Source organism: Micrococcus sp. EWR3.9.1 (genome assembly GCF_052615555.1).
The window spans coordinates 16,908-41,792 of record NZ_JBQXFD010000018.1 but is presented as its reverse complement, the minus strand read 5'-3'; the positions used below and the strand labels follow the sequence as shown (position 1 = coordinate 41,792).

Below are 24,885 nucleotides of genomic sequence, written 5' to 3'. Positions count from 1 at the left end.
CGACGAGGTCCTCTACGCCCGCCCGTACTCCTCAGAGCGGGCTCGGCGTGAGGCCCTGCAGGTGTGGGTGAATCACTACAACTACCATCGGCCGCATACCTCCTGCGGAGAGGCTCCTCCGGCCTCGTTGGCCCCGGTGCGTGTCAACAACGTCATGCCCTCCTACATCTAGGAAGCGACGACGACGGCTCCCGTCTCGGCCGCGACAGTGCGTGGAAGGCGCCCGTTTCTCGAACGAAAGTGCCGGGACACGCCGCCGTTTCCCGAACGAAAGCGGGGTGGGGCGGAATAGGTGCGGCGGGGTGTCCGTTGTGGTCGGCAGGATGATCGCCGGCGTGAACGCGTCGGCCCCGCTGACGAAAGGACCCGCCGTGGCCACCAAGGACCTGACCCTCGAGGAGTTCGGCTCCACCGTCGCCGAGAACGACACCGTGCTCGTGGACTTCTGGGCCGGCTGGTGCGGCCCGTGCCGCCAGTTCGCCCCCGTGTTCGAGGCCGCCTCGGAGAAGCACGAGGACGTCGTGTTCGCCAAGGTCGACACGGAGGACCAGCAGCAGCTGGCGGCGATGGCCGGCATCACCTCCATCCCCACGCTCATGGCCTTCCGCGGCGGCGTGCTCGTGTTCTCCCAGGCCGGCGCCCTGCCGGGCGCCGCGCTCGAGCAGCTGCTCGACCAGGTCAAGGGCCTCGACATCGCGGAGGTCCGCCGCCTGGCCGAGGAGCAGCAGGGCCAGCAGGGCGACGCCGAGCCGGGGCAGGACGATGCCGTGCAGTCCACCGCCGCCCACCTCGACGACGTCAACGGCCGCTGACGGCCCGCGCGGCGTCGCCGCGCCGGCCGCTCACCGCGGGTCGAACGCCCCCTGCTGCCACTGCTCCACGAGCCACGGGCTGAACGCCCGGGGGACGGCGGCCAGGGCGGCGGCCAGATCGGCCGGCTCCACCCAGCACCACTCCGCGACCTCGTCCCGCTCCGGGGCGGGGTCGCCGTGCATCCGGGCACGGAACACCGGGCAGATCTCGTGCTCCTCCATGCCGGAGGCGTCCGCGGCCCGGTAGCGGAAGTCGGGGAGCACCTCGACGACGTCGGACACCTCCACGCCCAGCTCCTGCGGGGCGCGGCGCAGCACGGCCTCCGCGGGGGACTCGCCGGGGCCGGGGTGCCCGCAGAACCCGTTGGTCCACACCCCGGGGAACGCCGCCTTGCCCAGCGCCCGGCGGGTGAGCAGGAACCGGTCGGCCTCGTCGTACACGTGACAGGAGAAGGCCAGGTGCAGGGGCGTGCCGCCGTCCTCGGTGCGGCGGTGGACCGTGGCCTTGGCCTCCGTGCCCACGGCCTCGCCCTCCGGGGACAGCAGGACCACGCGCTCGACGTCGTCGGGGCCTGCGACCGGGACGTCCGAGGCCGCCAACCACGGTCGGGCGACGGGGGAGGGGCGGTCGGGCGGGGAGGGCGTGGCCGGGGTCTGCATGCCTCTCAGTGTGGCAGGCGAGCCGGGCCACCCATCAGATGTGGGCCACGTCACCTCAGTCCGATCCCGACGGCCGGGCGTGGCTAGAGTGCTGAGGTCGGCGCCACACCCCGGCGCGTCCCACGTCACTCGAGGAGAGCACCCCCATGGCCTTCGCCGCCCTGTCCCGTTCCGCCCGTCTTGCCGGCCTGTCCGCTGCCGCGCTGCTGGCCCTCACCGCGTGCGGCGGTCAGGACTCGTCCGACGCCGACGCGTCCGCCTCGACGACGGCGCCCGCCTCCGCGTCCGCGCAGGGTGTGGAGTCGTCGTCCGCCTCGGCGTCGTCGCTGTCCGCGGCCCCGGCCGACTACGAGGCCGGCACGTGCTTCACCGCCCCGCTCGGCGCCCGTGACCTGTCCTCCTTCGAGACCACCGACTGCGAGGGCGCCCACACCGCGGAGTACCTGTGGGCCGTGCCGGCCGTGGCCGAGGGCGAGGAGGCCGACCCGGCCGCCGCCCAGACCTGCACCGCCCAGGCCCAGCGCCTGAGCGAGGAGAAGGAGGACCAGCTGAACGGGGCCGTCCTGACCTCCTCCGAGCTGGGCAACTACGGCACCGACGAGAAGCACTGCGTCGTGTACGGGGTCTCCGGTGAGTGGGAGGGTCAGATCGTGGACCCGGAGATCACCCTGGAGACGGCGTCCGCCGACGCCTGATCCCGACGGCGGCCCCGTGCGTCGTGAGATCGCGCCGCCCGGGACCGCCGCGCATGGACGCGGGACCGGCGAGGCCCGTAGTGTCTTCTGCGTCCAGAAGTTAGACGGTCGAACAGATGCGGCGGTCGGTGCCGCGTCGTGTCCGCCACCGAGGAGGCGCCATGGGTGAAGCGAGGACGGGCGGCGAGGCCGCGCTCTCCGGGGTGACCGCCGAGCTGGACGCCGCGCTCCGACATGCCGCGGCCCAGGCACCCGGATCCGCCGCCTTCGCCGAGCTGCTCGACTCGCTCCACGTCCATGTGGGCGCCGGCAAGCTCATCCGCCCCCGTCTCGTCGAGCTCGGCTGGCGCCTGGCGACCGCCGACCCGGTCCCTCCGTCCGGCCGCGCTGCCGTCGACCGACTCGGGGCCGCCTTCGAACTGCTGCACACCGCGCTGCTCGTCCACGACGACGTCATCGATCGGGACGTGCTGCGGCGCGGCCAGCCCGCCGTGCACGCCTCCGCCCGGCACCGCCTCGAGGCCCGCGGGGTGCCCGCCGCGGACGCCGCCCACGCCGGGGTCGCCGTCGCCCTCATCGCGGGGGACGTCCTGCTCACCCAGGCGTTCCGGCTCGCCGCCACCTGTGCCGCCGACACCGCCCGGGCCGCCGAGGCCGCCGCCGTCGTCTTCGACGCCGCCGCCGTGACCGCGGCCGGCGAGCTCGAAGACGTGCTCCTGGGGCTGTCCCGCCACACCGGTGAGGAGCCCGATCCCGACCGCATCCTCGCCATGCAACGGCTCAAGACGGCGCACTACACGGTCGGCGCGCCCCTGCGCGCCGGCGCCCTCCTGGCCGGGGCGGATCCCGACCTCGCCCGGGCGATGGGCGAGGCCGGCGCCGACCTCGGCGCCGCCTACCAGGTGATCGACGACGTCCTCGGCGTGTTCGGCGATCCCGGGGAGACCGGCAAGTCCGCCGACGGCGACCTGCGCGAGGGCAAGGCCACCGTGCTCACCGCCCACGGCCGCCGCATCCCCGCCGACCGCGCCCTGCTCGACGCGGGCCCGGCCACCCCCGCGGACATCGAGGCCGCCCGCCGCGCCCTCGAGGCGGCCGGTGCCCGGGAGCACGCCCTCGACGTCGCCGCCGAGCTCACCGTCCGCGCCCGCGAGCGCATCGCGGCCCTGCCCCTGGACGAGACGGTCCGGGCGGAGTTCGCCGACGCCTGCCACGCCGTGCTGACCCGGAGGTCCTGAGATGGCCGCGCCCACCCCGAGCCCTGCCGCGCTGTACACGCGGACGGCCCACGCCGCAGCGGCCCAGGTGATCCGCCGCTACTCCACGTCCTTCTCCTGGGCCTGCCGCACCCTGCCCCGGCAGGCACGCCAGGACGTGGCCACGATCTACGCCATGGTCCGCGTCGCCGACGAGGTGGTCGACGGCGTCGCGGTGGCCGCCGGGCTCGACGAGGCCGGGGTCCGCGCCGCCCTGGACGACTACGAGCGGGCGTGTGAGGCCGCGATGGCGTCGGGCTTCGCCACCGACCCGGTCCTGCACGCCTTCGCCGACGTGGCCCGTCGCCACGGCATCACCCCGGAGCTGACCCGTCCCTTCTTCGCCTCCATGCGCGCGGACCTGGGGATCCGCGAGCACGGCGCCGAGTCGCTGGACGCCTACATCCACGGCTCGGCCGAGGTGGTGGGGCTGATGTGCCTGCAGGTCTTCCTCTCCCTCCCCGGCACGCGGGCCCGGACCCCGGGCCAGCGGCAGGAGCTGCGCGCGCAGGCCTCCCGGCTGGGGGCGGCGTTCCAGAAGGTCAACTTCCTCAGGGACCTGGCCGCGGACCACCACGAGCTGGGCCGCACCTACCTGCCCGGTGCCGCACCGGGCGTGCTCACCGAGGCCCGCAAGGCCGAGCTCGTGGCCGAGGTCCGCGCCGACCTCGACGCCGCCCTGCCCGGCATCCGTGTCCTGGACCCCGGGGCCGGGCGCGCCGTGGCCCTGGCGCACGGACTGTTCGCGGCCCTGGTGGACCGGATCGAGGCGACCCCGGCGGCCGAGCTGGCCCACCGCCGTGTCCGGGTGCCGGACCATCAGAAGGCCCGGATCGCCGCCCGCGTCCTGGCACGGGGCCGCCGGGGAGGCCGCCGATGAGCGCCCGGGACACCGCTCTCGGCCCGCGCACCGTGGTGGTGGGCGGCGGGTTCGCCGGACTGGCCACGGCGGGCCTGTTGGCCCGCGACGGGCACCGGGTGACGCTGCTGGAGCGCGGCGCCGTCCTGGGCGGCCGTGCCGGACGCTGGTCTGAGGCGGGGTTCACCTTCGATACCGGGCCCTCCTGGTACCTGATGCCCGAGGTGATCGACCGCTGGTTCCGCCTCATGGGGACCTCCGCCGCCGAACGGCTGGACCTGCGCCGTCTGGACCCCGGCTACCGGGTGTACTTCGAGGGGCACCTCCACGAGCCCCCCGTGGACGTGCGCACCGGCCACGCGGAGACGCTGTTCGAGTCCCTCGAGCCCGGCGCCGGGCGCCGGCTGCGGGCCTACCTCGACTCCGCGTCCCGGATCTACGGGCTCGCCAAGGAGCACTTCCTCTACACGGACTTCCGCCGGCCGGCCGCCCTGGCCCACCCGGACGTCCTGCGCGCCCTGCCGGCCCTCGGGCCCCAGCTGCTGGGGGGCCTGCGCTCCCACGTCGCGGCCCGCTTCCAGGACCCCCGGCTGCGCCAGATCCTGGGCTACCCGGCGGTCTTCCTCGGCACGTCCCCCGACCGTGCCCCCGCCATGTACCACCTGATGTCCCATCTGGACCTCGCCGACGGCGTGCAGTACCCCCTCGGCGGTTTCGCGGCCCTGGTGGACGCCATGGCGGAGGTCGTGCGCGAGGCCGGCGTGGAGATCCGCACCGGGGTCGAGGCGACCGCCGTGGAGGTCGTGGACCGTCCCGCCCCCGCCGGCCGCCTCGGACGCCTGGCCGCCCGCCTGCCCAGGCCGGGAGCAGCCCGCGGGGACGAGGGCCGACGTCGCCGCCCGGGCCGGGTGACCGGCGTCGCCTGGCGGTCCGACGACGGCGCCGCGGGACGCCTCGACGCCGATGTGGTGGTGGCCGCCGCGGACCTGCACCACGTGCAGACCCGTCTGCTGCCTCCCGGCCGGCGCGTCGCGGAGTCCACGTGGGACCGGCGCGACCCCGGCCCCTCCGGCGTGCTCGTGTGCGTGGGGGTGCGCGGATCCCTGCCCCAGCTGGCCCATCACACCCTGCTGTTCACGGCGGACTGGGAGGACAACTTCGGGCGCATCGAACGGGGAGAGGACCTCGCCGCGGACACGTCGATCTACGTCTCGCGCACCTCCGCCACGGACCCGGGCGTGGCCCCGGAGGGCGACGAGAACCTCTTCATCCTCGTCCCGGCCCCCGCCGAGCCGGGGTGGGGGCGCGGCGGCATCCGGGTCCGTGACGGCCAGGGCTGGCGGGTGGACCGCGCCGGGGACGCCCAGGTGGAGGCCGTGGCGGACCGGGCCCTCGACCAGCTGGCCCGCTGGGCCGGGATCCCCGACCTGGCCGAGCGCATCGTGGTGCGGCGCACCTACGGGCCCGGTGACTTCGCCGCGGACGTGCACGCCTGGCGGGGTTCGCTGCTGGGCCCCGGGCACACGCTGGCGCAGTCGGCCATGTTCCGTCCCTCGGTGCGGGACGCGGACGTGGCCGGCCTGATGTACGCGGGCTCCTCGGTGCGCCCGGGAATCGGGGTGCCCATGTGCCTGATCTCCGCCGAAGTGGTCCGGGACGAACTGCGCCACGACGCGCGCAGGGTCCGGCCCGCGGGCCCCGGGGGGAGCGGCATATGATCCGCACCCTCTTCTGGGCGTCCCGGCCGGTCAGCTGGGTGAACACGGCCTACCCGTTCGCCGCCGCCGCGATCCTGACCGGGGGGCTGCCCGCGTGGCTGGTGGTCCTGGGCGTCGTGTTCTTCCTGGTGCCCTACAACCTGGCCATGTACGGCATCAATGACGTGTTCGACTTCGCCTCGGACCTGCGCAACCCCCGCAAGGGGGGTGTGGAGGGCTCCGTGCTGGGCGACCCCGCGGTGCGCCGCCGGGTGCTGGCGTGGTCGGTGCTGCTGCCCGTGCCGTTCGTGGCCGTGCTCGCGGGCTGGTCCGCCGTGCGGGGCGAGTGGGCCGCCGTGCTGGTGCTCGCGGTGAGCCTGTTCGCGGTGGTGGCGTACTCCTGGGCGGGGCTGCGGTTCAAGGAGCGGCCCTTCCTGGACGCCGCGACCTCCGCCACCCACTTCGTCTCCCCCGCGGTCTACGGCCTCGCGCTGGCCGGGGCGACCCCCACGCCCGCCCTGGCGGCGCTGCTGGGGGCGTTCTTCCTGTGGGGCATGGCCTCGCAGATGTTCGGGGCGGTGCAGGACGTGGTGCCGGACCGGGAGGGGGGCCTGGCCTCGGTGGCCACCGTGCTGGGCGCTCGGCGCACCGTCCTGCTCGCCGCCGGCCTGTACGCGGCGGCGGGCCTGCTGCTGCTGGCCACCGACCCGCCGGGCCCGCTCGCGGCGCTGCTGGCCGTGCCCTACGTGGTGAACACCCTGCGCTTCCGCCGCATCACGGACGCCACCTCGGGCGCGGCCCACCGCGGCTGGCAGCTGTTCCTTCCGCTGAACTACGTGACCGGCTTCCTCGTGACCCTGCTGCTGATCGGGTGGGCGCTGACCCGGGGGGCGGCGGCATGATCTACCTGCTGGCCCTGCTGGGTGTCATCGGCTGCATGCTGCTGGTGGACCGGCGCTTCGAGCTGTTCCTGTGGCATCGCCCGCTCCCGGCGCTGCTGGTGCTGGCCGCCGGGGTGGCCTACTTCTTCGCCTGGGACCTGTGGGGGATCGCCGAAGGCGTGTTCCTGCACCGGCAGTCGCCCTACATGACCGGGGTGATGCTCGCTCCCCAGCTGCCCCTGGAGGAGGGGTTCTTCCTGCTCTTCCTCAGCCAGATCACGATGGTGCTGTTCACCGGGGCGCTGCGCCTGCTGCGCGGCCGGGGACGTGACGGACGTGCCGCGACGCCGGCCGATCCGACCGACGGGGGGAGCCGGTGACCTTCCTCGACCTCGTCCTCGTCTTCGTGGGCTTCGCCCTGGCCGTGCTCGTGGGCGCCGCCCTCGTCGGCCGCGTGCGCGGCGGGCACCTGCGGGCCGTGGCGGCCACCCTGGTGGCCCTGTGGGTGCTCACGGCGGTCTTCGACAACGTGATGATCGCCGCGGGGCTCTTCGACTACGGCCATGAGCTGCTGCTGGGTGTCTACGTGGGCCAGGCGCCCGTGGAGGACTTCGCCTACCCGCTCGGCTCCGCTCTGCTGCTGCCGGCGCTCTGGCTGCTGCTGACGAGCCGTGGTCGTGCCGGTCGGCGCGGCCCTCGGCCGGGACGCCGCCCCCACCCGGACGATCGCTGACATGCTGCCGCTGATCCCCGCAGACCTGTTGCGCGCGCTCGGCCTGATCCTCGTCCCGGTCGCGGCGGTGCACGCCGGATGGCCGTCCGCGGCGGCGATGCTGCTCGTGTTCGGCTCCCAGTGGCTCACCCGCTGGCTCGCCCCGGGCGGCGCCCTGGACTGGGCCGCGCAGGCGGTCCTGCTGCTGGCCGGGTGGCTGAGCGTCATCGGCCTCTACCCACGGGTGCCGTGGCTGGACCTGCTCGTGCACGCCGCCGCCTCCGCCGGGGTCGCCTGTCTGACGGCACTGGTGGTGGGGGCGTGGCTCCGGCGTCGGGGGACCGAGGCCGGGCAGGCCGTGGCGCTGCTCGGCCCGGGCCTGGCCGGGCTGGGGATCGCGGCCGCCGCCGTGGCCCTGGGCGTGGTGTGGGAGCTGGCCGAATGGTGGGGGCACACGGCGGTGACCCCCGAGATCGGTGTGGGCTACACGGACACCATCGGCGACCTCGCCGCCGATCTCGTCGGCGCCGGGGTCGGCGCCGCCCTCGCCGTGTGCCGGGAGCGCATCCGGTGACCCCGGCCCGCCCCACGGTCTCCGTGGTCGTCCCGGTGCTCGACGACGCCGAGCACCTGCGCGTGTGCCTCGCCCTGCTGGCCGCCCAGAGCCGGCCGGCGCTGGAGGTGGTGGTGGTGGACAACGGCTGCGTGGACGACTCGGCGGTGCTCGCCCGCGCCGCCGGCGCGCGGGTGGTGCACGAGCCGCGCCGCGGGGTCCCGGCCGCGGCGGCCGCCGGCCTGGACGCCGCGGTCGGGGAGCTGCTGGTGCGCTGCGACGCCGACACGCGGATGCCCGCGGACTGGCTCGAACGGATCGTGGCCCGGTTCGACGCCGACCCCGGGCTCGACGCCCTCACCGGGCCGGGGACCTTCCACGACCAGCCCGGCCTCCGGGGACAGGTGCGGGCGGCGCTCTACACCGGCGCGTACCGCTGGGGGGCGGGCGCCGCGGTGGCGGCCACCCCCGTCTGGGGCTCCAACTGCGCCCTGCGCGCCGAGGCGTGGCAGGCTGTGCGGACCCGCGTCCACCGCGAGCGCGGGGACGTGCACGATGACCTGGACCTGTCCTTCCAGCTGGCCTTGGCCGGCCGCCGGATCCGGTTCGATCCGGACCTGCGGGTGGAGGTCGCCGGGCGCATCTTCCACTCCCTGCGCCAGCGGGTGCGGCAGGGCCGGATGGCGGTCACCACCCTGCAGGTCAACTGGGCCCGGCTGTCCCCCGGGCGGCGGTGGCTGCGCCGGGCGGCCCGGTCACGCCCCCGGCCCCACTGGGGGCGTGGCCCCGACGGTCAGTCCCGGGACTGAGCGCCGCCGGCGCCGCGGGCTCGCCTGTCCAACGGGTTGCGACGCAGGGGCAGCCGGTCCACCAGCGGCCGCAGCAGGCCGCGGGTGCGGGGACGCTCGCCGCCGTCGTGCCGGCGCCTGGCCTCGGCCAGGATGTTCGCGGCCATCTCCGGGAACACCACGGCGTGGAAGGGCAGGATGGCGGTCCAGTAGGCGCGTCCGAGCAGGCCGTCCGGCATGAAGACCGCCCGCTGGCGGTAGACGGAGCCGCCGCCCTCCCGCGGTTCGGTGCTCAGCTGCAGCCAGGCCCGCCCGCCGGCCTTCATCTCCGCCCGCAGCGTCAGCCGCCGCCCCGGCTCCATGTCCTCCACCCGCCACCAGTCCACGGCGTCGCCGCGTCGCAGGTGGTCCGGGTCCCGCCGGCCGCGGGTCAGGCCGGGCCCGCCGACCAGCTTGTCCATCAGCCCGCGGATCTTCCACAGCAGCGGGGTGGAATACCAACCGTTGGCGCCGCCCACCGACTCGATCACCGGCCACACCTCCTGCGCGGGCAGGTCGGACTCGCGCTCGCGCTCGTCCGTGTAGACCGTGGTGCCGGCCCACTCGGGATCCGAGGGCAGGGGGGCGGCCGGGTCCGCGGAGCTCTGGAGGTCCGCGTCGAAGGTGACGTCCAGGGGACCCTCCTTCTCCCGCTTCAGCGCCAGCCGCACGGCGTCCATGTAGGAGGTCAGCCCGCCCGGCGGGTCCGGGATGAGGTCGCGGACCGAGCGGTCCTCCACGACCGCCTCCTCGGCGAGGGATGCGGCCAGGGGCAGGGCCACCGCGACCGGGATGGGGGTCACCATGCCGATCCAGAAGCCCGCCAGGGTCTTCAAGGGCAACGGGGTGGGGATCACGATGCGTCGGGACAGGCCGGCGGCCTTGGCGTAGTCCACCAGCACGCTCGCGAACGACTGGGGGTGTCCGTTGCCGATCTGGGCCCTCAGCTGCACGGGCTCCGGGAGGGCGCAGGCCTGCAGGAGGTAGTACAGGACGTCGCGGATGGCCAGCGGCTCCACCCGGTTCCTCAGCCAGGACGGGCCGGGCATCACGGGCAGCCGCTCGGCGAGATGGCGGATCATCTCGAACGAGGTGGAGCCCGAGCCGATGATCACCCCGGCCTCGAACGTCAGCGCCGGGGTCGCCGCCCGCTCGAGACGCTCGGCCACGAGGGCGCGGGAGCGCATGTGGTCGGACAGCTCCGCGACGGGGACCGTGTCCGGGTGCAGGCCGGAGAGATAGACGAGCTGGGCCACGCCGGCCGTGTCCGCGGCGGTGCCCACGATGTCCGCGATCCGCTGCTCCTGGGCCACGAAGTCGCCGCCCCCGCCCATGGAGTGCACGAGGTAGAGCACGGTGTGCACGTCCTGCATGGCGGCTTCGACGAGGTCCGCCTCGGTGAGGTCGAGCTCCACCGCCTCGATGCTGTCCGACCACGGTCGGTCCGCGAGGACGGAGGGGTTCCGGGCGCCGGCCCGGACGTCGAAGCCGGCGGCGAGCAGCTCGGGGATGAGGCGCCCGCCCACGTAACCGGTGGCACCGGTGACGAGGACGCGACGGCCCCGGCCGTCCGGCAGGGACAGGCCGAGGGGGGAGGTGTGGGACGCCGGCGTGGCACCGGCGGGGACGGGGGAGGGCTGTGTGGACGCCATGGGCGCACTCTAGGGTCCGGGGCGGGTCGGGCTGAAGGTCTCAGGTGTGCGGACCCGGGGCCCGTGAGTGGGCACGCCGCCGGACCTGCGTCGGTCGGAGCGGGCCCGGCACGGTCCGTGAAAGACTGCTCGCTATGGCCACTGCAGATTCCGGAGACGTCCTGCCGCACCTGCGCACCGAGGCCATCCGCGCCGTCGTCGGGCCCACCAGTGCGGACCGCGGCTTCGCCGTGGCCGCGTCGGGTGCCGTGGGGCGCCTGCGCTATGACGCCGCCACCGGCCGTCTGAGCGCCTCCGTCCAGGGCACCGCGCCCAGCCCCTACCGGGTGCAGGTGCAGCTGCAGGAGGCCTACGACGACGCCGCCGAGGACGGCGCCGGCGCCCTCATGGAGCCGGTGGGCGGGCGCTGCACGTGCCCGGTCGGGACGGACTGCAAGCACGTGGCCGCCGCGCTCTACCAGGTGGTCCGCCTCGACGCCGACCAGGCCCTCGACGACGCCCGCCGCAAGCTCGCCGAGATGGTCACCACGGCGGACGCGCTGCCCGCGCCCGCCGGCCGGGGCCACGACGGCGGCGGCCCGGCCGGCCTCGACGCCCCGGCCGCGGACGGGGCGGCACCCCCACCCCCTGCCGGCCTGGACTGGCGACGGGTCATGGAGCCGCTGGCCGGACTCCACGGCCCGCGCCGGGTGGGCACGCCGCCCGCGCTGGCGATCGGCGTGGAGCTCGTGGCCGAGTCCTCCCGCAACGCGTTCCAGCAGTGGGGCCCGGCGACCGCCGGGGAGGAGCAGGTGCGCGAGGGCCGCCCGCTGTACGTGACCGTGCGCCCGCTCAAGCGCGGGGCCAAGGGGACGTGGATCAAGGGCGGGCTGACGTGGAAGGCGTTCCAGTTCCCGCGCGCCGAGTTCGCCCCCGCCCAGGAGCGGGCGATGCGCCTGATCTGGCGTCAGGTCCAGGCCGAGGACTCCTACCCGGGCGACGCCTGGTTCGGTCTGCACGTCTTCGACTCCCCGCGGATCTGGCAGCTGCTCGCGGAGGCCCGCGAGGTCGGGGTGGAGCTCGTGCCGCTGGGGCTGCTGACGGACGTGGTGCTGGAGGCGCCCGTCGCCGTCGGGCTGGACGTCACCCGCGCCCCCGACGGCGGTCTGGACGTGGCCCCGTCCCTGGACCCGGCCCCGCCCGGCCCCGGGCTGAGCGGTGTGCACGCCGTGGGAGGCATCGGCTTCTACCGCGTGGAGCTCACGGACGAGGAGGCCGTGCTCCACCTGATCCCCGCCGCACGCCCCGTCCCCGAGGCCGTGCAGCAGCTCGTGCTCGCCGGCGGGCCCGTGCGCGTGCCCGCCGCGGACCGCGAGGAGTTCCTCGGCCGGATCTACCCGCGGCTGCGTGGCGCCCTGCCGGTGACCAGCGGCGACGCCTCCGTGGAGCTGCCCGAGTTCGAGCCGCCCGTGCTGCGGCTGCGCGCCGACTTCCGACCCGGCCACGAGCTCGTGCTGCGCTGGTCCTGGCTCTACTTCGACCCGCCCCGCGAACTCGGCCTCGACGCCGGCGGCGACCCCCTGCGGGACACCCGGCACGAGGACGCGGTGCTGCGCGCCGTGGCCGAGCTCTGGCCGCGCGCCGGCCGTGCGGAGGAGCAGGTCCTCGAGGGCGTGGGCGCCGCCCGGTTCTCCGAGCAGGTGCTGCCGCTGCTGCAGCGCGCGGACCACGTGCGCGTGGACGTCACCGGCGACCGCCCCGACTACCGCGAGCTGAAGGCCGCCCCGCGCATCGAGGTCGGCACGAAGGCCACGCAGAACGACTGGTTCGACCTCGGCGTGCAGGTCTCCGTGGACGGGCACGTGCTGCCGTTCGTGGAGCTGTTCACCGCGCTCGTGCAGGGCAAGACCACGCTGATCCTCGCGGACGGCTCCTACCTGGGCCTCGACCACCCCGCCTTCGACCGGCTGCGCGCCCTGCTCTCCGAGGCCGCCACCCTGCAGGAGTGGACCCCGGAGCACACCCCCGTCTCACGGCACCAGGTCGGCTTCTGGGAGGACCTCAAGGAGCTCGCGGACGAGGTGGACGAGGACCCGGAGTGGACCGCCGCCGTCGGGCGTCTGGCCGCCGTCGAGCGCCTCCCCGAGGCCCCGCGCCCCGCCGGCCTGAAGGCCGACCTGCGCCCCTACCAGGAGGAGGGCCTGCGCTGGCTCGCGTTCCTGTGGGAGCAGGACCTCGGCGGGATCCTGGCCGACGACATGGGCCTGGGCAAGACCGTCCAGACCCTCGCGCTCTTCGCCCACGCACGCCAGGCACGGCCCGAGCGGCCGCCGTTCCTCGTGGTCGCGCCGAGCTCCGTGGTGTCCGTGTGGGCGGCCGAGGCCGAGAAGTTCACCCCGGACCTCGACGTGCGCGTCCTGGACACCACCACCCGCAAGCGCGGCACCGCCGTGGCGGACGAGGTGGCGGGGGCGGACGTGGTGGTCACCAGCTACACGCTCCTGAGGATCGACGCCGGCCAGTACGGCGGACTGGACTGGGGCGGGGTGGTCTTCGACGAGGCCCAGTTCCTGAAGAACCGCGCCGCGAAGGTGCACACGGTGGCCCGCGACCTGCGCGCCCCCTTCCGGCTGGCCATCACCGGCACGCCGATGGAGAACTCCCTCAGCGACCTGTGGGCGCTGCTGGGCGTCGTCGTGCCGGGCCTGTTCCCGAGCCACCGCCGGTTCCGCGAGACCTACGTGACCCCCATCGAGACCGGGGGGGACCCCGAGCGGATGGCGGCCCTGCGCCGCCGCGTGCGCCCGTTCATGCTGCGCCGCTCCAAGGAGCTCGTGGCGAAGGACCTGCCGTCCAAGCAGGAGCAGATCCTCCAGGTGGAGCTCGAGCCGGCCCACCGCAAGCTCTACGACCGTGTGCTCCAGCGCGAGCGCCGCAAGGTGTTGGGCCTGCTCGGGGACATGGACGGCAACCGGTTCACCATCTTCACGTCGCTCACGCTGCTGCGGATGCTCGCGCTGGCGCCGCAGATCGTCGACGACCAGTACGCCTCCGTGCCCAGCTCGAAGCTCGAGCGGTTCCTCGACGACCTCACCGAGGTGATCGGCGAGGGGCACCGCGTGATCGTGTTCAGCCAGTTCACGAGCTTCCTGCGGGTGATCGCCGAGGAGCTGGACCACCTGGAGATCGAGCACGCGTACCTCGACGGCTCCACGCGCGGGCGCGCCGACGTGATCCGCGGCTTCCGCGAGGGCGAGGCGCCGGTGTTCCTGATCTCCCTGAAGGCGGGCGGCTTCGGCCTGACCCTGACCGAGGCGGACTACGTGTTCCTCATGGATCCGTGGTGGAACCCCGCTGCGGAGGCGCAGGCCGTGGACCGGGCGCACCGGATCGGGCAGGAGCGGACCGTGATGGTCTACCGGCTCGTGTCCGAGGGGACGATCGAGGAGAAGGTGCTCGAGCTGCAGCGGCGCAAGGCCGAGCTGTTCGGCGCGCTCATGGACGAGTCCGACGACTCCGGAGCCGGCGCCTTCACCGACTCCCTCACCGCCGAGGACATCCGGGAGATGCTCGGCGCCGAGGAGTGAGGGCCGCGCGAGGCGCGCCGGACGTTTTCGTTCGGGAAACGGCGGCGTGTCGCGACGTTTTCGTTCGGGAAACGGCGGCCCGCCCGCCCGTTTCGTCAACGAAAGTCGTCCCCGGGGCGCCGTTTCCCGAACGAAAGCGGGGGGTAGCCTCGGGCCATGCGTCGCCCGTCCCGGCCCAGCACCGCCGCCCCCGCCAGCACCGCCGCCCCTGCCCCCACCGCCACCCCCGCCTTCGCGCCGTCCGCCCGGTCTCAGGTGCCACCGTTCACGGTGATGAGCATCCTTGGCCGGGTCGCCGCACTGCGCGCCGCCGGCCACGACGTCGTCAGCCTGTGCGCGGGGGAGCCGGGCGGGGGCGCCCCGCCCGCCGTCGACGCCGCGGCCGCCGCCGTCCACGCCTCCGGCCGTGCCCTCACCTACACCCCGGCGCTGGGCCTGCCGGAGCTGCGGGCCGCCGTCGCCGGCCACTACCGCCGCTGGTACGGGCTCGACGTGCGCCCCGAGCAGGTCGCGATCACCACGGGCTCCTCGGGGGCGTTCATGCTCGGCTTCCTCGCGGCGTTCCCCCCGGGGGACCGCGTGCTCCTGCCGCGCCCCGGCTATCCGGCGTACCGCAACATCCTCACGGCGCTCGGGGTGGAGGTGGTGGACGTGGACGTCGACGCCGGCACCCGCTACCAGCCCACGGTCGCCCACCTGGAGGCGGCGCTCGCGGAGGGCCCGGTCGCGGGGCTCGTGCTCGCCTCCCCGGCCAATCCCACGGGCACGATGGTCAGCGCCGACGAGCTCGCCGAGCTCGCCCGCTGGTGTGAGGAACACGGTGTGCGGCTCGTCTCGGACGAGATCTACCACGGCATCGTGCACACGGACGCGCAGGGGCCCGGCGCCTGCGCATGGCGCACCTCCCGCACCGCGCTCGTGGTCAGCTCGTTCTCCAAGTACTGGGGCATGCCCGGCTGGCGGCTGGGCTGGATGCTCATGCCGGACGACCTCGCCGCCGCGGTCGACGGCCTCGCCGGCTCGGTCGCCCTCTGCCCGCCCGCCGCGGCCCAGGAGGCGGCCGTCCACGCGTTCAGCGACGAGTCCTACGCGTTCTGCGCGGAGCAGGCCGACGGCTTCACGGCAACGCGCGGCGTCGTGCTGGCCGCCCTGCCCCGGCTCGGCTGGGCCGACGCCGCCCCCGCCGACGGCGCCTTCTACCTCTGGGCCCGTCTCGCCCCGGGCATGCTGGCGGAGTTCGGCAGCGCCGTCGGCTACTGCGCCGCCCTGCTGGAGGAGGCCGGCGTCGCGCTGACCCCCGGCGACGACTTCGACGCCGTCCACGGGCCCGAGTCCGTCCGGCTCTCCTTCGCCGCCGGCCCGGACGCCGTCCACGAGGCGCTCGAGCGGATCGCCGCCTGGCATGCGGCGCGCGGCCTGGCCTGACGGGCTCCGCCGCGCGCCGCACCGCCCGACGCCTCAGCCGCCCGACCGGCGTGTCCGTGACGGCCCGGTCGCCGAGCAGTCGGGCGCGGTAGATCAGCGGGTTGTGGCTGACCAGCACCCGCGCATTGCGCCCATGCCGGTCCAGCCCGCGTGTGCGCAGGGTCGCGGAGGCCCCGCCCACCTCGAACAGGCGGGTCGCCGCGCGCTCGAGGGCGTCACGTGCCGGTTCCCGCGACGGGGGCGCGCCGTCGGCGCCGCCGGGATGACGGGCAGACGCCCCCGCCGTATTGCGAACCATCCGCAACAGTCCTTATTGTGAATCAGTCGCATCTTTCCGCCCTCGTGAAAGGCTCCCCGTGTCCCACTCCGCCCCGCAGCGCCGTTCCGCGCGCACCGCCGCTCTCTCCGCCACCCTCGCCGCCGCGGCCATCGCCCTCACGGCGTGCGGCGCGGACGCCGCCCCGTCCGGGCCGACGTCGGCCCCCGCCCCCGCCGCGGACGGCGCCGAGTCGCCGTCGGGTGAGGCGAGGGCGGCCTCCTCCGTCTCCGAGGGGGACCGCGTCGACCCGACCCGGACCACCGAGGTCTCCGCGGTGACCCCGCGCATCCTGCTCTCCCACGAGGGCGGGCTCACGCTGCTCGACGCCGAGTCCGGGGAGGTGGTGAGGGAGCAGGACGTCCCGGGCTTCACGCGGCTGAGCAACGCCGGCAACGGCAAGGACGTCCTGGTGACCACCGGGAACGGCTGGGAGGTGTTCTCCACCGGCATCCAGACCAAGGCCCACGGCGATCACGTCCACAACTACGAGTCCGCACCCGGCATGACCGGCGTGACGTTCCCGGGTGAGCACCCCGGCCACGTCGTCACCCACAACGGCAGGACCACCCTCTTCGCGGACGGCACGGGCGCGATCCGGACCTTCGACTCGACCCACCTGGACAAGGCGACCCCGGACCTCATGCCCGTCATGACGGAGGCCGAGACCGAGGACCCGCACCACGGCGTGGCGCTCGAGCTCTCCGACGGCACCCTCTTCACCACGCAGGGCACCGAGGACTCCCGGAACACGCTCCAGGAGATCGACCCGAAGACCGGCGAGGTCACGGCCGAGACCGACGACTGCCCCGGCAGCCACGGCGAGGCCGCGGCCCAGCCGACGGAGGCGGGCGACGTCGTCGTGATGGGATGCGAGAACGGGCCCGTCGTGTACCGGGACGGCGAGTTCCACAAGGTGGAGGTCGAGACCGAGTACCAGCGCTCCGGGAACCTGTTCGGGCTGCACGACTCGCCCATCGTCCTGGGTGATCACAAGGTCGAGGAGGAGCCGACGGAGGCCGTCGAGCGGCCCACGGGGATCGCCCTCATCGACACCCGCACCGATGAGCTCACCACCGTGGACCTCGGCTCGTCCTACTGGTTCCGCTCGCTCGGCCGCGCTGAGGACGGCTCCGCGGTCGTGCTGACCTACGACGGCGAGGTCAACGTGATCGACGAGGAGACCGGTGAGGTCACCGCCGAGTACCCGGTGATCGAGCCGTGGAAGGAGAAGGACGAGTGGCAGGAGCCCGGCCCGATCCTGAAGGTCGCCGGGAACACCGCCTACGTCACCGACGCGGAGGCCCAGAAGCTCGTGGCCGTCGACCTGGAGACCGGTGAGACCGTCCTGGAGAAGGACCTGGAGTTCGCCCCGGTTGAGATGGCCGTGGTCACCGGCGAGCCCGAGTCCGTGAAGCCCGAGGAGGGCGCGCACGGTGACGAGGACCACGACGACGACGGCCACGAGGGCCACGACCACGGCGCCGAGCCCTCGGAGGGCCACGAGGGGCACGACCATTGATCGTGTGACGAGACTCCGGCCGGGCGCCCTTCGTGGGGAGGGGTGCCCGGTCGGCGGCCGGGGGCGTCGTGGGGACGCTGACGGCCAGGGCCGGCACCTGCCGCCGGCCCGTGGATGGAGGAGGGCGGGGTCGCGTCGTGGGGACGCGGCCCCGCCCGCCTGTCCGCAGGCCCCGCTCCGGGAGGGCCTGCCGGATCCAGGAGGGCCTGCCGGAGAGGATGCCCCGGGGATGGTGGGGTCAGTCGGCCACCGGATCGTGGTCCGTGATCACGCTCAGGCGGTACCGGGTGCCCTCGGGGACCTCGGCGCTCACCACCAGGTCCTCCGCGTCCGACTCCGGCACCATGACGACGTATCCGCCGCAGCGGTCCGACCACCCCAGGGGTTGGTAGGCGGCGAAGCCGTCCGCCCCGAGGATGCCCACCGAGGACGGGCCGGCGTCCGGGTCGTCGCACAGCAGCATCAGGCGCAGGGTGCCCTCGGGGCGTTCGCCGCCCATCGCCGCGCCCCCTCCCCGGGGGTCTGGAGGCCCTGCAGCTCGGAGGCGATCACGTTGACGTCCGTCGTGGGCGTGCCGGGCAGCTCGACGCCCTCCAGGGCCCGGGCCAGGGGGTCCTCCGTCGGACTGCCCGCCCGGTGCGTGACGGCGGCCTCCGGGAGGGCGGCGAGGAAGCCCTCGCTCAACGGCAGAGCCCCGTTCCTGGCGGGATCGGCGCCCTCGGGCACGAACCCGGCACCGGCGGTGGAGCCGCCGCCCGAACCCTGCGTGGCGCTCCCGGAGGCCGGCGCCGGAGTGCTCGGCGCCGTGGTGCCGGAGGCTGGCCCGCCCGCGGACGGCGTGGTGGTCTCGGACGTGCTCGACGGGGACGGCGTCGTGTCGGAGGACGCCGCAGGGGAGGGTGTGGTGCCGGACGCCGTCGCTGGGCCCCCGCCGCCGGAGCAGCCGGCGAGCGTGAGGGCCAGGGTCAGGGCCGCCGTCGTGGCCGGGAGGGCATGGCGGGCGGAGCGGAAGGAAGGGGGTGAGGGGGTCATGGCGGACCTCCGTCGGTCGGGGGAGCCCGTGCTCCCGGACGCCGGCCCGACCGGTCGTCGTGCAGTGCGTGAGGGGAGACTATGCATCGCATGGGTCCCCGTCTAGCCCCCGGTGTGAGGGACGCCGGATGTGCGCTTCGCGCGCGGCGGGGAGGAGTCCTCAGGCGGCCGGTGCCTGACCCCGCACCTGCCGCAGCGCCTCGGGGGCGACCGCCGCGGCCCAGTCCTCGTAGCCGGCGCCGTTGGGGTGGAACAGGTCCCGGGCCAGGCGGTTGACCTGGTGCCTCAGATTCCGCCGCCACGTGGCCGCGTGCACGTCCGCCACGCCGAGGCCGTGCCGGGCGGCCACCCGCCGCACCACCGTGTTCGCCCGGCGCACGCGAGCCTCGAACGGCGGGATGCGGAACGTCGGGACCAGGCCCAGCGTGGCGCCGGCGGGCAGGGCGCGGGCGATCGCCTCGAGGGGCTCCTCGAAGGCGGCCTCGCGGAACCGCCAAGCCCAGGTGACGTCGTTGCCGCCGACGACGCACGTCACCGCGTCCACCCCGCTCGCCGGCATGAGGGGCAGCTGGTCGGCGAGCACGTCCTTCGCCATGGCCCCGCTGACGGCGAGGTTCACCACCCGCACGGGCCGGCCGGTCTCGGCGGCCACCCGCTCGGCCACCTGGGCCACGTACGTGCGCTCCACGCTCTCGGCCCCGATCCCGACGGCGGCCGAGTCGCCCAGCACCACCCACGTGAGCGCGTCGGGGTCCGCGCGGGCGGCGAGGGCGTGCCAGTGGGCGCGGTAGTCGGCGTCGTGCTGGGCCTGCCAGCCGGAGGGGGAGGGCATGCGCGCCAGGCTACCGGCGCCCTGACGTGCGGACACGCGGGAGGGCCTCGACTCGGGCCACCTCATGGGCCAGGATCCGGCCATGACGTTCCTCCGGGCCGTGGGCCGCTTCTACGGACGCTACGCGCAGTTCGGCGGCCGGGCCGGGCGCGCCGAGTTCTGGTGGGTGGTGCTGTACCTGTCCCTCGCGTCCCTCGGCATCACCCTCCTGTTCGGGGCCCTCGGGGCGGACACGACGACGGCCACCCCCTCCGCCGTCGTGTTCCCCGGCTTCGCGGTCAGCGGTCTCAGCGTCCCCGCCGTCGACTCGATGACCGAGGCCTACCAGGCCTTCTCGGGGGTCTGGGGCCTGCTCCATCTGGTGCCCGCCTGGGCGCTGACGGCCCGGCGCCTGCACGACGCCGGGCTCAGCCGCGCCTGGCTGCTCCTGGCGCTGCTGCCCGTGCTCGGTGCGATCGCCCTGCTGGTGATGGTGCTCCAGCCCTCGGATCCGCGGGTGGCCGCGGAGGCCGCCGCGCCGAGCGGTCAGTCGTCGACGACCTGAACGTCCACGCGGATGTTGCCGCGGGTGGCGTTGGAGTAGGGGCAGACCTGGTGGGCGGCGTCGGCGAGCTGCTGCGCCTCGTCCTGGGGCAGGTCCGGGATGACGACCTCGAGGGTGACGGCCAGGCCGAAGCCCTCGCAGGCCTTGCCGATCGAGACGCGGGCGCCCACGGAGGAGTCGCCGAGCTTCTTCTTGGCCTGGCGGGCGACGCTCTGCAGGGCGGAGTGGAAGCACGCGGCGTAGCCGGCGGCGAAGAGCTGCTCGGGGTTGGCGCCGTCGCCGCTGCCGCCCATCTCGGCGGGGATCGCCAGGTCCATGTCGACGCGGCCGTCCGCGGTCCGGACGTGGCCGTTGCGGCCGCCGCCCGTGGCGATGGCCTCGGTGGTGTAGAGGGGCTCGATCTCGATCACGGTGTGCTCCTTGACGGTGTCTGGCCCGGGGTGCCGGGGGCCGCTCGACGGCGGCCACGGTCCAAGGTAGTCCGCGATCAGGTTGTGTGCAATCCAGTTGTCTGCGGGGTAGGTTGTCCGGGTGGACGTCACCCCCCTCGACCTCGACCGCCAGCTGTGCTTCTCCCTCTACCGCGCCAGCCGGGCGGTGACCCGCGCCTACCGGCCCCTGCTCGAGGAGCTGGGCCTCACCTACCCCCAGTACCTCGTGATGCTGGTGCTCTGGCAGGAGGACGGGCCGGTGGGCGTGAACGACATCGGCGCGCGCCTGGGACTCGACAGCGGCACCCTCACCCCGCTGCTGCGCCGCCTCGACCACGCCGGCCTGGTCACCCGTGCCCGCAGCGCCGACGACGAGCGGCGTCGCCTCATCTCCCTCGCCCCCGCCGGCCGGGACCTGCGCGAGGCCGCCGCCGACATCCCCGCACGCATGGCCGACCTCTACCCCGGGCCGGCCGGACAGCGGGAGGAGCTCAAGGCCTTCCTGGACGAGCTGGCCGCGGGACTCGACTGAGCCGGGGCGCGGGCGGGGGCGCAGGATCCCCGCGACCGCCTGCTGTGCTCAGGACCGCGTCATGAGGACGCGGTCCTGAGCACATCGAGCGGTCTTCTCAGGACGCCGCCCGGGCCACCACACCGCCCCGCCCCGACCGCACTGGCGCGGTGCGGCGGTACCAGTCCAGGCAGAAGACGGCGATCAGCACGAGGTCGATCCAGTCGCCGCCGTAGTACATGAGCTGGGCGCCGGCCTGGGCCTCCGCCACGCCCACGCCCGCCGGCGGATGCGCGTAGACGTGCTTGGAGAGGATCGCGTGCAGCGCGAGGAACGCCACGAGCACACCTGCCCGCAGCGGGTGTCCGTGCGGGTGCGGTGCCGGGTCCACCTGCAGGATCGCGGCGGTGAACACCCACCCGGCCAGCAGCACGTGCACGTGCACCAGCAGATGCCCCACCGCGGAGGCATGCATCCAGGCGTGCAGGGGTGTGGTGTAGAGCAGCCACAGCCCGCCGATGTTCAGCAGCCCCGCCACCACCGGGTGCGAGACCACCCGCACGTACGGCGTGGACAGCACCCGGGACAGCCGCCGCGCCCACGCCACGGGCAGGCCCCGCAGGGCCACGGTCACCGGCGCGGACAGCACCAGCAGCAGCGGGGCGAGCATGCCCAGCAGCAGGTGCCCCCACATGTGGGCCGTGAAGTCGTGGTGGCCGAGCACCCCCAGCGGTCCCACCGCCACGACGCCGGCCACCACCCCCGCGGCCGCGCTCAGGGTGCGCGCGTCGGACCAGGCGCGGCCCCGGCGTCGTCCGGCGCGGACCAGCGCCGCATAGGCGACCAGGAACAGCAGGAGTCCGCCGCCGATGACGACGCCGGCCAGCGGGAACGGGGCGCTCGCCGCCTGGGCGCCGAGCTCCGCCCCGATCCCGCCGGGGTGCTCATGCACGGGCGGCCGCCCGGCGGGAGCCGCGCCGCCACGCCAGGGTGCCGATCACGAGGAAGGCGATCGCAATGGCCATCCACACGAGGTCGTACACGAGGATGTCGTCCACGGGCGCGTACGGGCCGGTGCCCTGCAGCTCCGTGGGGATGACCTCGTACCGGATCTGGTGGATCCTCATGAGCTTGTGCTGGACGGTGCCGTCCCACGCCTGGAACGCGCCCGCGCCGATCAGCACCGCCGGCCACCACCGGCCGACGCCGGGGCCGCCGCGGCGTCGCACGTCCGCGAAGAGGAACAGCCCGGCCACGGCGGCGAACCAGCCGAAGGCGTGGAAGAGTCCGTCGGAGACCAGGCCGACGGCCGCGGTGGACAGGTCGTAGAAGTGGTGCCAGTGCAGGAGCTGGTGCAGGACGACCTCGTCGACGAAGGCGGCCACGCCCACCCCGAAGAGGATCCCGGACAGCAGCAGGCGGCGGTGGAGGTCGGGGGCGGGGCGGCCGACGGGCCGAGCCGTGACGGAGGGGGAGGCCATGGCGCCCACGCTAGCGGCAGTTCCCAGCGAATGCCCAGGTCACGGGCGTCATCCACGCACCGGCCGCAGTGGCGGTCCCGTGAGGCGATGATGGTGCCCATGGCCGCCCACTCCTTCGCCCTCGTGCCCTCCTCCTACGTCCTCTTGCTGCGGGGACGGGAGGTGCTGCTGCAGCGCCGGCATCACACCGGGTACATGGACGGGTTCTGGGTGGCGGGCGCCGCCGGGCACGTGGAGCCGGGGGAGGCGGCCCGGCAGGGGGCGGTCCGGGAGACGGCGGAGGAGCTCGGCGTCGAGATCGAGCCTGCTGCCCTCGAGCTGCTGACCGTCATGCAGCGCACGGACGGCACGGACACCCCGCGCGAGCAGCGCGTGGACTGGTTCTGGGCCTGCCGGTCCTGGGCGGGTGAGCCGCGGATCTGCGAGCCCGGCAAGGCCCCCCACCTGGAGTGGTTCCCCCTGGATTCGTTGCCGAGCCCGATTCCGGACTACGAGCGGCTCGTGCTGGAGGGCCTGCGCGACGGCGACCTCACCCCGGACACGGCGGTCGGGTTCGGGGGCTGAGGGGCATAGGGGCTCGCCGTCCACCGCCCGGTCAGTCCCGCACCGCCTCCACCACCATGAGCGGGTGCTCGGCGGGGTCGAAGGCCGTGCGGTGCCAGTCTCCGGAGAGCCGTTCCACCCGCAGCCCCGCTGCGGCCAGGTCCGCGCGCACCTGCTCCGCGGAGCGGAACTGCAGGTGCTGGTCCACCTCGGACACCTCCCCGGAGTCGAGGAACTCGGTGCGCACGCGCATCGTCACCACCCCGTGCCGGTCCGGGGCGGAGGTGCGCTCCGACTCGAGGACCCGCCCGGCCGGCATCGTGCGCTCCGTGGGGTCCTGCTGCCAGCCCTCCCACGCGCGCCGGACGGGGTTGCGCGTCTCGAAGACCAGGCGGCCGCCGGGCACGAGCCCCGCACCGATGCGCCGCAGCGACGCGTGCCAGTCGTCGTCGACCAGGTGCATGGCCACGTTGCCGCTCATCACCACCAGGTCGGCGGAGTCCGGCGCGATCAGCCCCGCATCCCCGTGTCGCCACTCGACGCCGTCCCCGCCCGGGCGCGCGCGGGCCGCCGCGAGCATGGCCTCGGCCGGGTCGATCCCGACAACGTCCCGCCCCGGGCCCGCGAGCGTCACCGTCAGGATGCCGGTGCCGCAGCCGAGGTCGACGATGCGGGTGCTGGCCCGCGCGGCCGAGACCTCGTCCGCGACCCGGCGGAAGAACGCGTGGTCCTCGCCCGCGGGGTTGTCCACGTCGTAGATCGCGGCGAGGCGGGCGTCGTCGTAGGTGCGCCGGTTGGCCTCGGCGCGGGAGGGGGCGTCGGTCATGCGCGCAGTCTGTCACCCGGGGCGGGCGCCCCCTGCCGCAGGGCCTGCCCCGCCACGATCAGCAGCATCGCCGCGCCGGCCGCCGCGGCCCCGGCCGGTCCCGCGGCGGGCACGCGGAGCATCGCCGCCAGGGCGCCGACCAGGCCCAGGACCAGCATCGACCCGCCGATCCACCGGAACACCGGCGCGCCGAACGCGCGCGCGAACGGCAGGAAGTGCGCGCCCACCACGGCCGCCACCAGGGCGATCTGCGCCGTCGGCGCGTCTGCGGCCCGGGCCACCAGACGGGTCACCGGGAACAGCAGCAGCATCACGACGACGGCGGCCCCGTACACCCGCAGCGCCCCGGGCGCCGGGGGCGGCAGGGCGGGCAGGGTCCGGCGGCGGAGCAGGACCGCCGCGAGGGCGAAGACGGCGAGGGCGACCGCCGCACTGCGGAGCATGCTCTGAGCGTCGCCGGGCAACCCGGCGATCCCGGCGAGCAGGAAGGCCATGCCGCCGACCACCCCGATCAGCCCGCCGAAGACCACCGGATGACCCGCCCGGCTGATCCCGCGGACGCGCTGGCCGTCCACGATCTGCCTGTGAGCGTTGCCTGTGTGCACCTGTGTCATCGTTCCCCTCCTGCTGTGTGCGACCGGGGCCATCGTGTCACGGCCGTTAGCCTCCTCCCATGCCCTCCGCCTCGATCGACCACGTGCGGCAGGCCCGCCGCGTCCTGTTCCACGGGGTCACGGGGGCCGGGAAGTCCACCGCGGCCGTGCGGCTCGGCGCTGTGCTCGGCCTGCCGGTCACCCTCGTGGACGAGGAGTTCGGCTGGCTGCCGGGCTGGGTCCCGCGGCCGGAGGCCGAGCAGACCGCCCTGGCGGACTCGGTCACGGCGGGGGAGGCCTGGGTGCTGGACTCCGCCTACGGCTTCTACCGGCCGATGGTCATGAAGCGGACCGACGTCGTCATCGCCCTGGACTACTCGCGGGCCCGGACCTTCACGCGCCTGGTGCGGCGCACGATCCGCCGGGTGGTGGGGCAGGGGGAGATGTGCAACGGCAACCGCGAGTCCTGGCGTCGGGTGCTCGGGGAGGAGTCGATCCTGCGCTGGCACGCCGCCACGTTCGACCGCAAGCGGGCATGGGCCCGGGAGCGGGAGGCCGCGGCGGAGGGGGCGCCGGTGCTGCGCCTGAGCACGCCGCGGCAGTGGGAGTGGGTGCTGGCCCGGCTGGAGGGCAGGCGGCAGGCTCCCTGAAGCACGCTG

The 24,885-nt window shown here is 74.9% G+C and carries 28 protein-coding genes and 1 pseudogene; 18 read left to right on the top strand and 11 right to left on the bottom strand.

Going from position 1 to position 24,885, the window contains the following annotated elements; translation table 11 throughout:
- Together ACUJ8O_RS10170 and trxA are read left to right on the top strand one after the other, a co-directional pair.
- A partial coding sequence (locus ACUJ8O_RS10170) for an integrase core domain-containing protein (RefSeq protein ID WP_445373352.1) occupies positions 1 to 172 on the top strand: 172 nt, incomplete at its 5' end.
- A 199-nt stretch (positions 173 to 371) separates the two neighbouring features.
- Positions 372 to 812 (top strand): thioredoxin, encoded by a 441-nt coding sequence (gene trxA, locus ACUJ8O_RS10165; protein ID WP_080772554.1) that lies wholly within the window; start codon positions 372 to 374, stop codon positions 810 to 812.
- Positions 813 to 842: 30 nt separating this feature from the next.
- Here the strand turns inward: trxA and idi are convergent, their stop codons facing one another.
- Positions 843 to 1,472 (bottom strand): isopentenyl-diphosphate Delta-isomerase, encoded by a 630-nt coding sequence (idi, locus tag ACUJ8O_RS10160; RefSeq protein ID WP_036384334.1) that lies wholly within the window; start codon positions 1,470 to 1,472, stop codon positions 843 to 845.
- 146 nt (positions 1,473 to 1,618) lie between these two features.
- Between idi and ACUJ8O_RS10155 the strand changes: the two genes are divergently transcribed.
- The 9 genes from ACUJ8O_RS10155 (at position 1,619) to crtX (ending at position 8,934) form a co-directional block, all read left to right on the top strand.
- Positions 1,619 to 2,167, top strand: coding sequence for a hypothetical protein (locus ACUJ8O_RS10155; protein ID WP_063189941.1), 549 nt, complete (start codon positions 1,619 to 1,621; stop codon positions 2,165 to 2,167).
- Between the two features lie 161 nt (positions 2,168 to 2,328).
- The gene (locus ACUJ8O_RS10150) at positions 2,329 to 3,405 is read left to right on the top strand and encodes a polyprenyl synthetase family protein (RefSeq protein ID WP_445373351.1); all 1,077 of its coding nucleotides are present in this window, start codon (positions 2,329 to 2,331) and stop codon (positions 3,403 to 3,405) included.
- Between the two features lies 1 nt (position 3,406).
- Positions 3,407 to 4,303, top strand: coding sequence for a phytoene/squalene synthase family protein (locus ACUJ8O_RS10145; protein ID WP_063189943.1), 897 nt, complete (start codon positions 3,407 to 3,409; stop codon positions 4,301 to 4,303).
- A complete protein-coding gene (crtI, locus tag ACUJ8O_RS10140) occupies positions 4,300 to 6,000 on the top strand; it encodes a phytoene desaturase family protein (RefSeq protein ID WP_063189945.1) in 1,701 nt (566 codons plus the stop codon). The genes ACUJ8O_RS10145 and crtI overlap by 4 nt, the downstream gene beginning before the upstream one ends.
- The gene (locus ACUJ8O_RS10135; RefSeq protein WP_036314900.1) at positions 5,997 to 6,881 is read left to right on the top strand and encodes a prenyltransferase; all 885 of its coding nucleotides are present in this window, start codon (positions 5,997 to 5,999) and stop codon (positions 6,879 to 6,881) included. Before crtI ends, ACUJ8O_RS10135 begins: the two co-directional genes overlap by 4 nt.
- Complete coding sequence (gene crtYg / locus ACUJ8O_RS10130) at positions 6,851 to 7,240, top strand: C50 carotenoid gamma-cyclase subunit alpha CrtYg (protein ID WP_049158405.1); 390 nt, start codon at positions 6,851 to 6,853, stop codon at positions 7,238 to 7,240. Before ACUJ8O_RS10135 ends, crtYg begins: the two co-directional genes overlap by 31 nt.
- Complete coding sequence (gene crtYh / locus ACUJ8O_RS10125; protein WP_445373350.1) at positions 7,237 to 7,593, top strand: C50 carotenoid gamma-cyclase subunit beta CrtYh; 357 nt, start codon at positions 7,237 to 7,239, stop codon at positions 7,591 to 7,593. The genes crtYg and crtYh overlap by 4 nt, the downstream gene beginning before the upstream one ends.
- Position 7,594: 1 nt before the next feature.
- The gene (locus tag ACUJ8O_RS10120; RefSeq protein ID WP_199727618.1) at positions 7,595 to 8,146 is read left to right on the top strand and encodes a hypothetical protein; all 552 of its coding nucleotides are present in this window, start codon (positions 7,595 to 7,597) and stop codon (positions 8,144 to 8,146) included.
- Positions 8,125 to 8,934: a C50 carotenoid glucosyltransferase CrtX gene (gene crtX, locus ACUJ8O_RS10115; RefSeq protein ID WP_123243937.1), complete on the top strand. Its 810-nt coding sequence runs from the start codon at positions 8,125 to 8,127 to the stop codon at positions 8,932 to 8,934. The genes ACUJ8O_RS10120 and crtX overlap by 22 nt, the downstream gene beginning before the upstream one ends.
- Here crtX and ACUJ8O_RS10110 read toward each other — a convergent pair.
- A complete protein-coding gene (locus tag ACUJ8O_RS10110) occupies positions 8,919 to 10,604 on the bottom strand; it encodes an SDR family oxidoreductase (protein ID WP_123243936.1) in 1,686 nt (561 codons plus the stop codon). The two genes, crtX and ACUJ8O_RS10110, sit on opposite strands and share 16 nt — an antisense overlap.
- Positions 10,605 to 10,738: 134 nt before the next feature.
- Here ACUJ8O_RS10110 and ACUJ8O_RS10105 point away from each other — a divergent pair, with 134 nt between their 5' ends.
- Both ACUJ8O_RS10105 and ACUJ8O_RS10100 read left to right on the top strand, forming a co-directional pair.
- On the top strand, positions 10,739 to 14,170 hold the full coding sequence (locus ACUJ8O_RS10105; protein WP_170748169.1) for a DEAD/DEAH box helicase: 3,432 nt from the start codon (positions 10,739 to 10,741) through the stop codon (positions 14,168 to 14,170).
- 156 nt (positions 14,171 to 14,326) lie between these two features.
- On the top strand, positions 14,327 to 15,595 hold the full coding sequence (locus ACUJ8O_RS10100; protein ID WP_445373349.1) for an aminotransferase class I/II-fold pyridoxal phosphate-dependent enzyme: 1,269 nt from the start codon (positions 14,327 to 14,329) through the stop codon (positions 15,593 to 15,595).
- A 40-nt stretch (positions 15,596 to 15,635) separates the two neighbouring features.
- Here the strand turns inward: ACUJ8O_RS10100 and ACUJ8O_RS10095 are convergent.
- A pseudogene (locus tag ACUJ8O_RS10095) lies at positions 15,636 to 15,809 on the bottom strand (acyl-CoA dehydrogenase family protein); the annotation flags it as partial.
- Between the two features lie 142 nt (positions 15,810 to 15,951).
- Here ACUJ8O_RS10095 and ACUJ8O_RS10090 point away from each other — a divergent pair.
- Positions 15,952 to 17,433, top strand: coding sequence for a PQQ-binding-like beta-propeller repeat protein (locus ACUJ8O_RS10090; RefSeq protein ID WP_036341253.1), 1,482 nt, complete (start codon positions 15,952 to 15,954; stop codon positions 17,431 to 17,433).
- Positions 17,434 to 17,671: 238 nt separating this feature from the next.
- Here ACUJ8O_RS10090 and ACUJ8O_RS10085 read toward each other — a convergent pair whose 3' ends face one another.
- The 3 genes from ACUJ8O_RS10085 to ACUJ8O_RS10075 all read right to left on the bottom strand — a co-directional run bounded on the left by ACUJ8O_RS10085 (position 17,672) and on the right by ACUJ8O_RS10075 (position 19,297).
- Positions 17,672 to 17,896, bottom strand: coding sequence for a hypothetical protein (locus tag ACUJ8O_RS10085; RefSeq protein ID WP_233263222.1), 225 nt, complete (start codon positions 17,894 to 17,896; stop codon positions 17,672 to 17,674).
- On the bottom strand, positions 17,896 to 18,465 hold the full coding sequence (locus ACUJ8O_RS10080; RefSeq protein ID WP_233263221.1) for a hypothetical protein: 570 nt from the start codon (positions 18,463 to 18,465) through the stop codon (positions 17,896 to 17,898). The genes ACUJ8O_RS10085 and ACUJ8O_RS10080 overlap by 1 nt, the downstream gene beginning before the upstream one ends.
- A 160-nt stretch (positions 18,466 to 18,625) precedes the next feature.
- Complete coding sequence (locus ACUJ8O_RS10075; RefSeq protein WP_036341247.1) at positions 18,626 to 19,297, bottom strand: SGNH/GDSL hydrolase family protein; 672 nt, start codon at positions 19,295 to 19,297, stop codon at positions 18,626 to 18,628.
- Between the two features lie 82 nt (positions 19,298 to 19,379).
- Between ACUJ8O_RS10075 and ACUJ8O_RS10070 the strand changes: the two genes are divergently transcribed.
- Complete coding sequence (locus ACUJ8O_RS10070; protein WP_036341245.1) at positions 19,380 to 19,841, top strand: DUF805 domain-containing protein; 462 nt, start codon at positions 19,380 to 19,382, stop codon at positions 19,839 to 19,841.
- Here ACUJ8O_RS10070 and ACUJ8O_RS10065 read toward each other — a convergent pair.
- Positions 19,823 to 20,251, bottom strand: coding sequence for an organic hydroperoxide resistance protein (locus tag ACUJ8O_RS10065; protein WP_095347396.1), 429 nt, complete (start codon positions 20,249 to 20,251; stop codon positions 19,823 to 19,825). The two genes, ACUJ8O_RS10070 and ACUJ8O_RS10065, sit on opposite strands and share 19 nt — an antisense overlap.
- A 121-nt stretch (positions 20,252 to 20,372) precedes the next feature.
- Between ACUJ8O_RS10065 and ACUJ8O_RS10060 the strand changes: the two genes are divergently transcribed.
- Entirely contained in the window at positions 20,373 to 20,804 is a 432-nt protein-coding gene (locus ACUJ8O_RS10060; RefSeq protein ID WP_012751108.1) for a MarR family winged helix-turn-helix transcriptional regulator, read from the top strand.
- A 97-nt stretch (positions 20,805 to 20,901) separates the two neighbouring features.
- Here ACUJ8O_RS10060 and ACUJ8O_RS10055 read toward each other — a convergent pair whose 3' ends face one another.
- Entirely contained in the window at positions 20,902 to 21,735 is an 834-nt protein-coding gene (locus ACUJ8O_RS10055) for a cytochrome c oxidase assembly protein (RefSeq protein WP_010080013.1), read from the bottom strand.
- Entirely contained in the window at positions 21,728 to 22,264 is a 537-nt protein-coding gene (locus tag ACUJ8O_RS10050; protein ID WP_010080014.1) for a DUF2243 domain-containing protein, read from the bottom strand. The genes ACUJ8O_RS10055 and ACUJ8O_RS10050 overlap by 8 nt, the downstream gene beginning before the upstream one ends.
- Positions 22,265 to 22,363: 99 nt before the next feature.
- Between ACUJ8O_RS10050 and ACUJ8O_RS10045 the strand changes: the two genes are divergently transcribed.
- Positions 22,364 to 22,828 (top strand): NUDIX hydrolase, encoded by a 465-nt coding sequence (locus tag ACUJ8O_RS10045; RefSeq protein WP_036341256.1) that lies wholly within the window; start codon positions 22,364 to 22,366, stop codon positions 22,826 to 22,828.
- Between the two features lie 31 nt (positions 22,829 to 22,859).
- Here ACUJ8O_RS10045 and ACUJ8O_RS10040 read toward each other — a convergent pair whose 3' ends face one another.
- Positions 22,860 to 23,633, bottom strand: a complete 774-nt coding sequence (locus ACUJ8O_RS10040; RefSeq protein WP_010080016.1) for a class I SAM-dependent methyltransferase — start codon at positions 23,631 to 23,633, stop codon at positions 22,860 to 22,862.
- A complete protein-coding gene (locus ACUJ8O_RS10035; protein WP_036341240.1) occupies positions 23,630 to 24,247 on the bottom strand; it encodes a hypothetical protein in 618 nt (205 codons plus the stop codon). The genes ACUJ8O_RS10040 and ACUJ8O_RS10035 overlap by 4 nt, the downstream gene beginning before the upstream one ends.
- A gap of 59 nt (positions 24,248 to 24,306) precedes the next feature.
- Between ACUJ8O_RS10035 and ACUJ8O_RS10030 the strand changes: the two genes are divergently transcribed.
- Entirely contained in the window at positions 24,307 to 24,876 is a 570-nt protein-coding gene (locus ACUJ8O_RS10030) for an adenylate kinase (RefSeq protein WP_049145716.1), read from the top strand.
- Positions 24,877 to 24,885 lie beyond the last annotated feature (9 nt).

Excerpts from the sequence above, each read along its gene's own strand:
- idi (WP_036384334.1), bottom strand. The coding sequence starts at position 1,472 with ATGCAGACCCCGGCCACGCCCTCCCCGCCCGACCGCCCCTCCCCCGTC.
- ACUJ8O_RS10155 (WP_063189941.1), top strand. The coding sequence starts at position 1,619 with ATGGCCTTCGCCGCCCTGTCCCGTTCCGCCCGTCTTGCCGGCCTGTCC.
- ACUJ8O_RS10150 (WP_445373351.1), top strand. The coding sequence starts at position 2,329 with ATGGGTGAAGCGAGGACGGGCGGCGAGGCCGCGCTCTCCGGGGTGACC.
- ACUJ8O_RS10145 (WP_063189943.1), top strand. The coding sequence starts at position 3,407 with ATGGCCGCGCCCACCCCGAGCCCTGCCGCGCTGTACACGCGGACGGCC.
- crtI (WP_063189945.1), top strand. The coding sequence starts at position 4,300 with ATGAGCGCCCGGGACACCGCTCTCGGCCCGCGCACCGTGGTGGTGGGC.
- ACUJ8O_RS10135 (WP_036314900.1), top strand. The coding sequence starts at position 5,997 with ATGATCCGCACCCTCTTCTGGGCGTCCCGGCCGGTCAGCTGGGTGAAC.
- ACUJ8O_RS10120 (WP_199727618.1), top strand. The coding sequence starts at position 7,595 with ATGCTGCCGCTGATCCCCGCAGACCTGTTGCGCGCGCTCGGCCTGATC.
- ACUJ8O_RS10110 (WP_123243936.1), bottom strand. The coding sequence starts at position 10,604 with ATGGCGTCCACACAGCCCTCCCCCGTCCCCGCCGGTGCCACGCCGGCG.
- ACUJ8O_RS10105 (WP_170748169.1), top strand. The coding sequence starts at position 10,739 with ATGGCCACTGCAGATTCCGGAGACGTCCTGCCGCACCTGCGCACCGAG.
- ACUJ8O_RS10100 (WP_445373349.1), top strand. The coding sequence starts at position 14,327 with ATGCGTCGCCCGTCCCGGCCCAGCACCGCCGCCCCCGCCAGCACCGCC.
- ACUJ8O_RS10085 (WP_233263222.1), bottom strand. The coding sequence starts at position 17,896 with ATGCTGCTGTGCGACGACCCGGACGCCGGCCCGTCCTCGGTGGGCATC.
- ACUJ8O_RS10080 (WP_233263221.1), bottom strand. The coding sequence starts at position 18,465 with ATGACCCCCTCACCCCCTTCCTTCCGCTCCGCCCGCCATGCCCTCCCG.
- ACUJ8O_RS10075 (WP_036341247.1), bottom strand. The coding sequence starts at position 19,297 with ATGCCCTCCCCCTCCGGCTGGCAGGCCCAGCACGACGCCGACTACCGC.
- ACUJ8O_RS10070 (WP_036341245.1), top strand. The coding sequence starts at position 19,380 with ATGACGTTCCTCCGGGCCGTGGGCCGCTTCTACGGACGCTACGCGCAG.
- ACUJ8O_RS10050 (WP_010080014.1), bottom strand. The coding sequence starts at position 22,264 with ATGGCCTCCCCCTCCGTCACGGCTCGGCCCGTCGGCCGCCCCGCCCCC.
- ACUJ8O_RS10045 (WP_036341256.1), top strand. The coding sequence starts at position 22,364 with ATGGCCGCCCACTCCTTCGCCCTCGTGCCCTCCTCCTACGTCCTCTTG.
- ACUJ8O_RS10040 (WP_010080016.1), bottom strand. The coding sequence starts at position 23,633 with ATGACCGACGCCCCCTCCCGCGCCGAGGCCAACCGGCGCACCTACGAC.
- ACUJ8O_RS10035 (WP_036341240.1), bottom strand. The coding sequence starts at position 24,247 with ATGACACAGGTGCACACAGGCAACGCTCACAGGCAGATCGTGGACGGC.
- ACUJ8O_RS10030 (WP_049145716.1), top strand. The coding sequence starts at position 24,307 with ATGCCCTCCGCCTCGATCGACCACGTGCGGCAGGCCCGCCGCGTCCTG.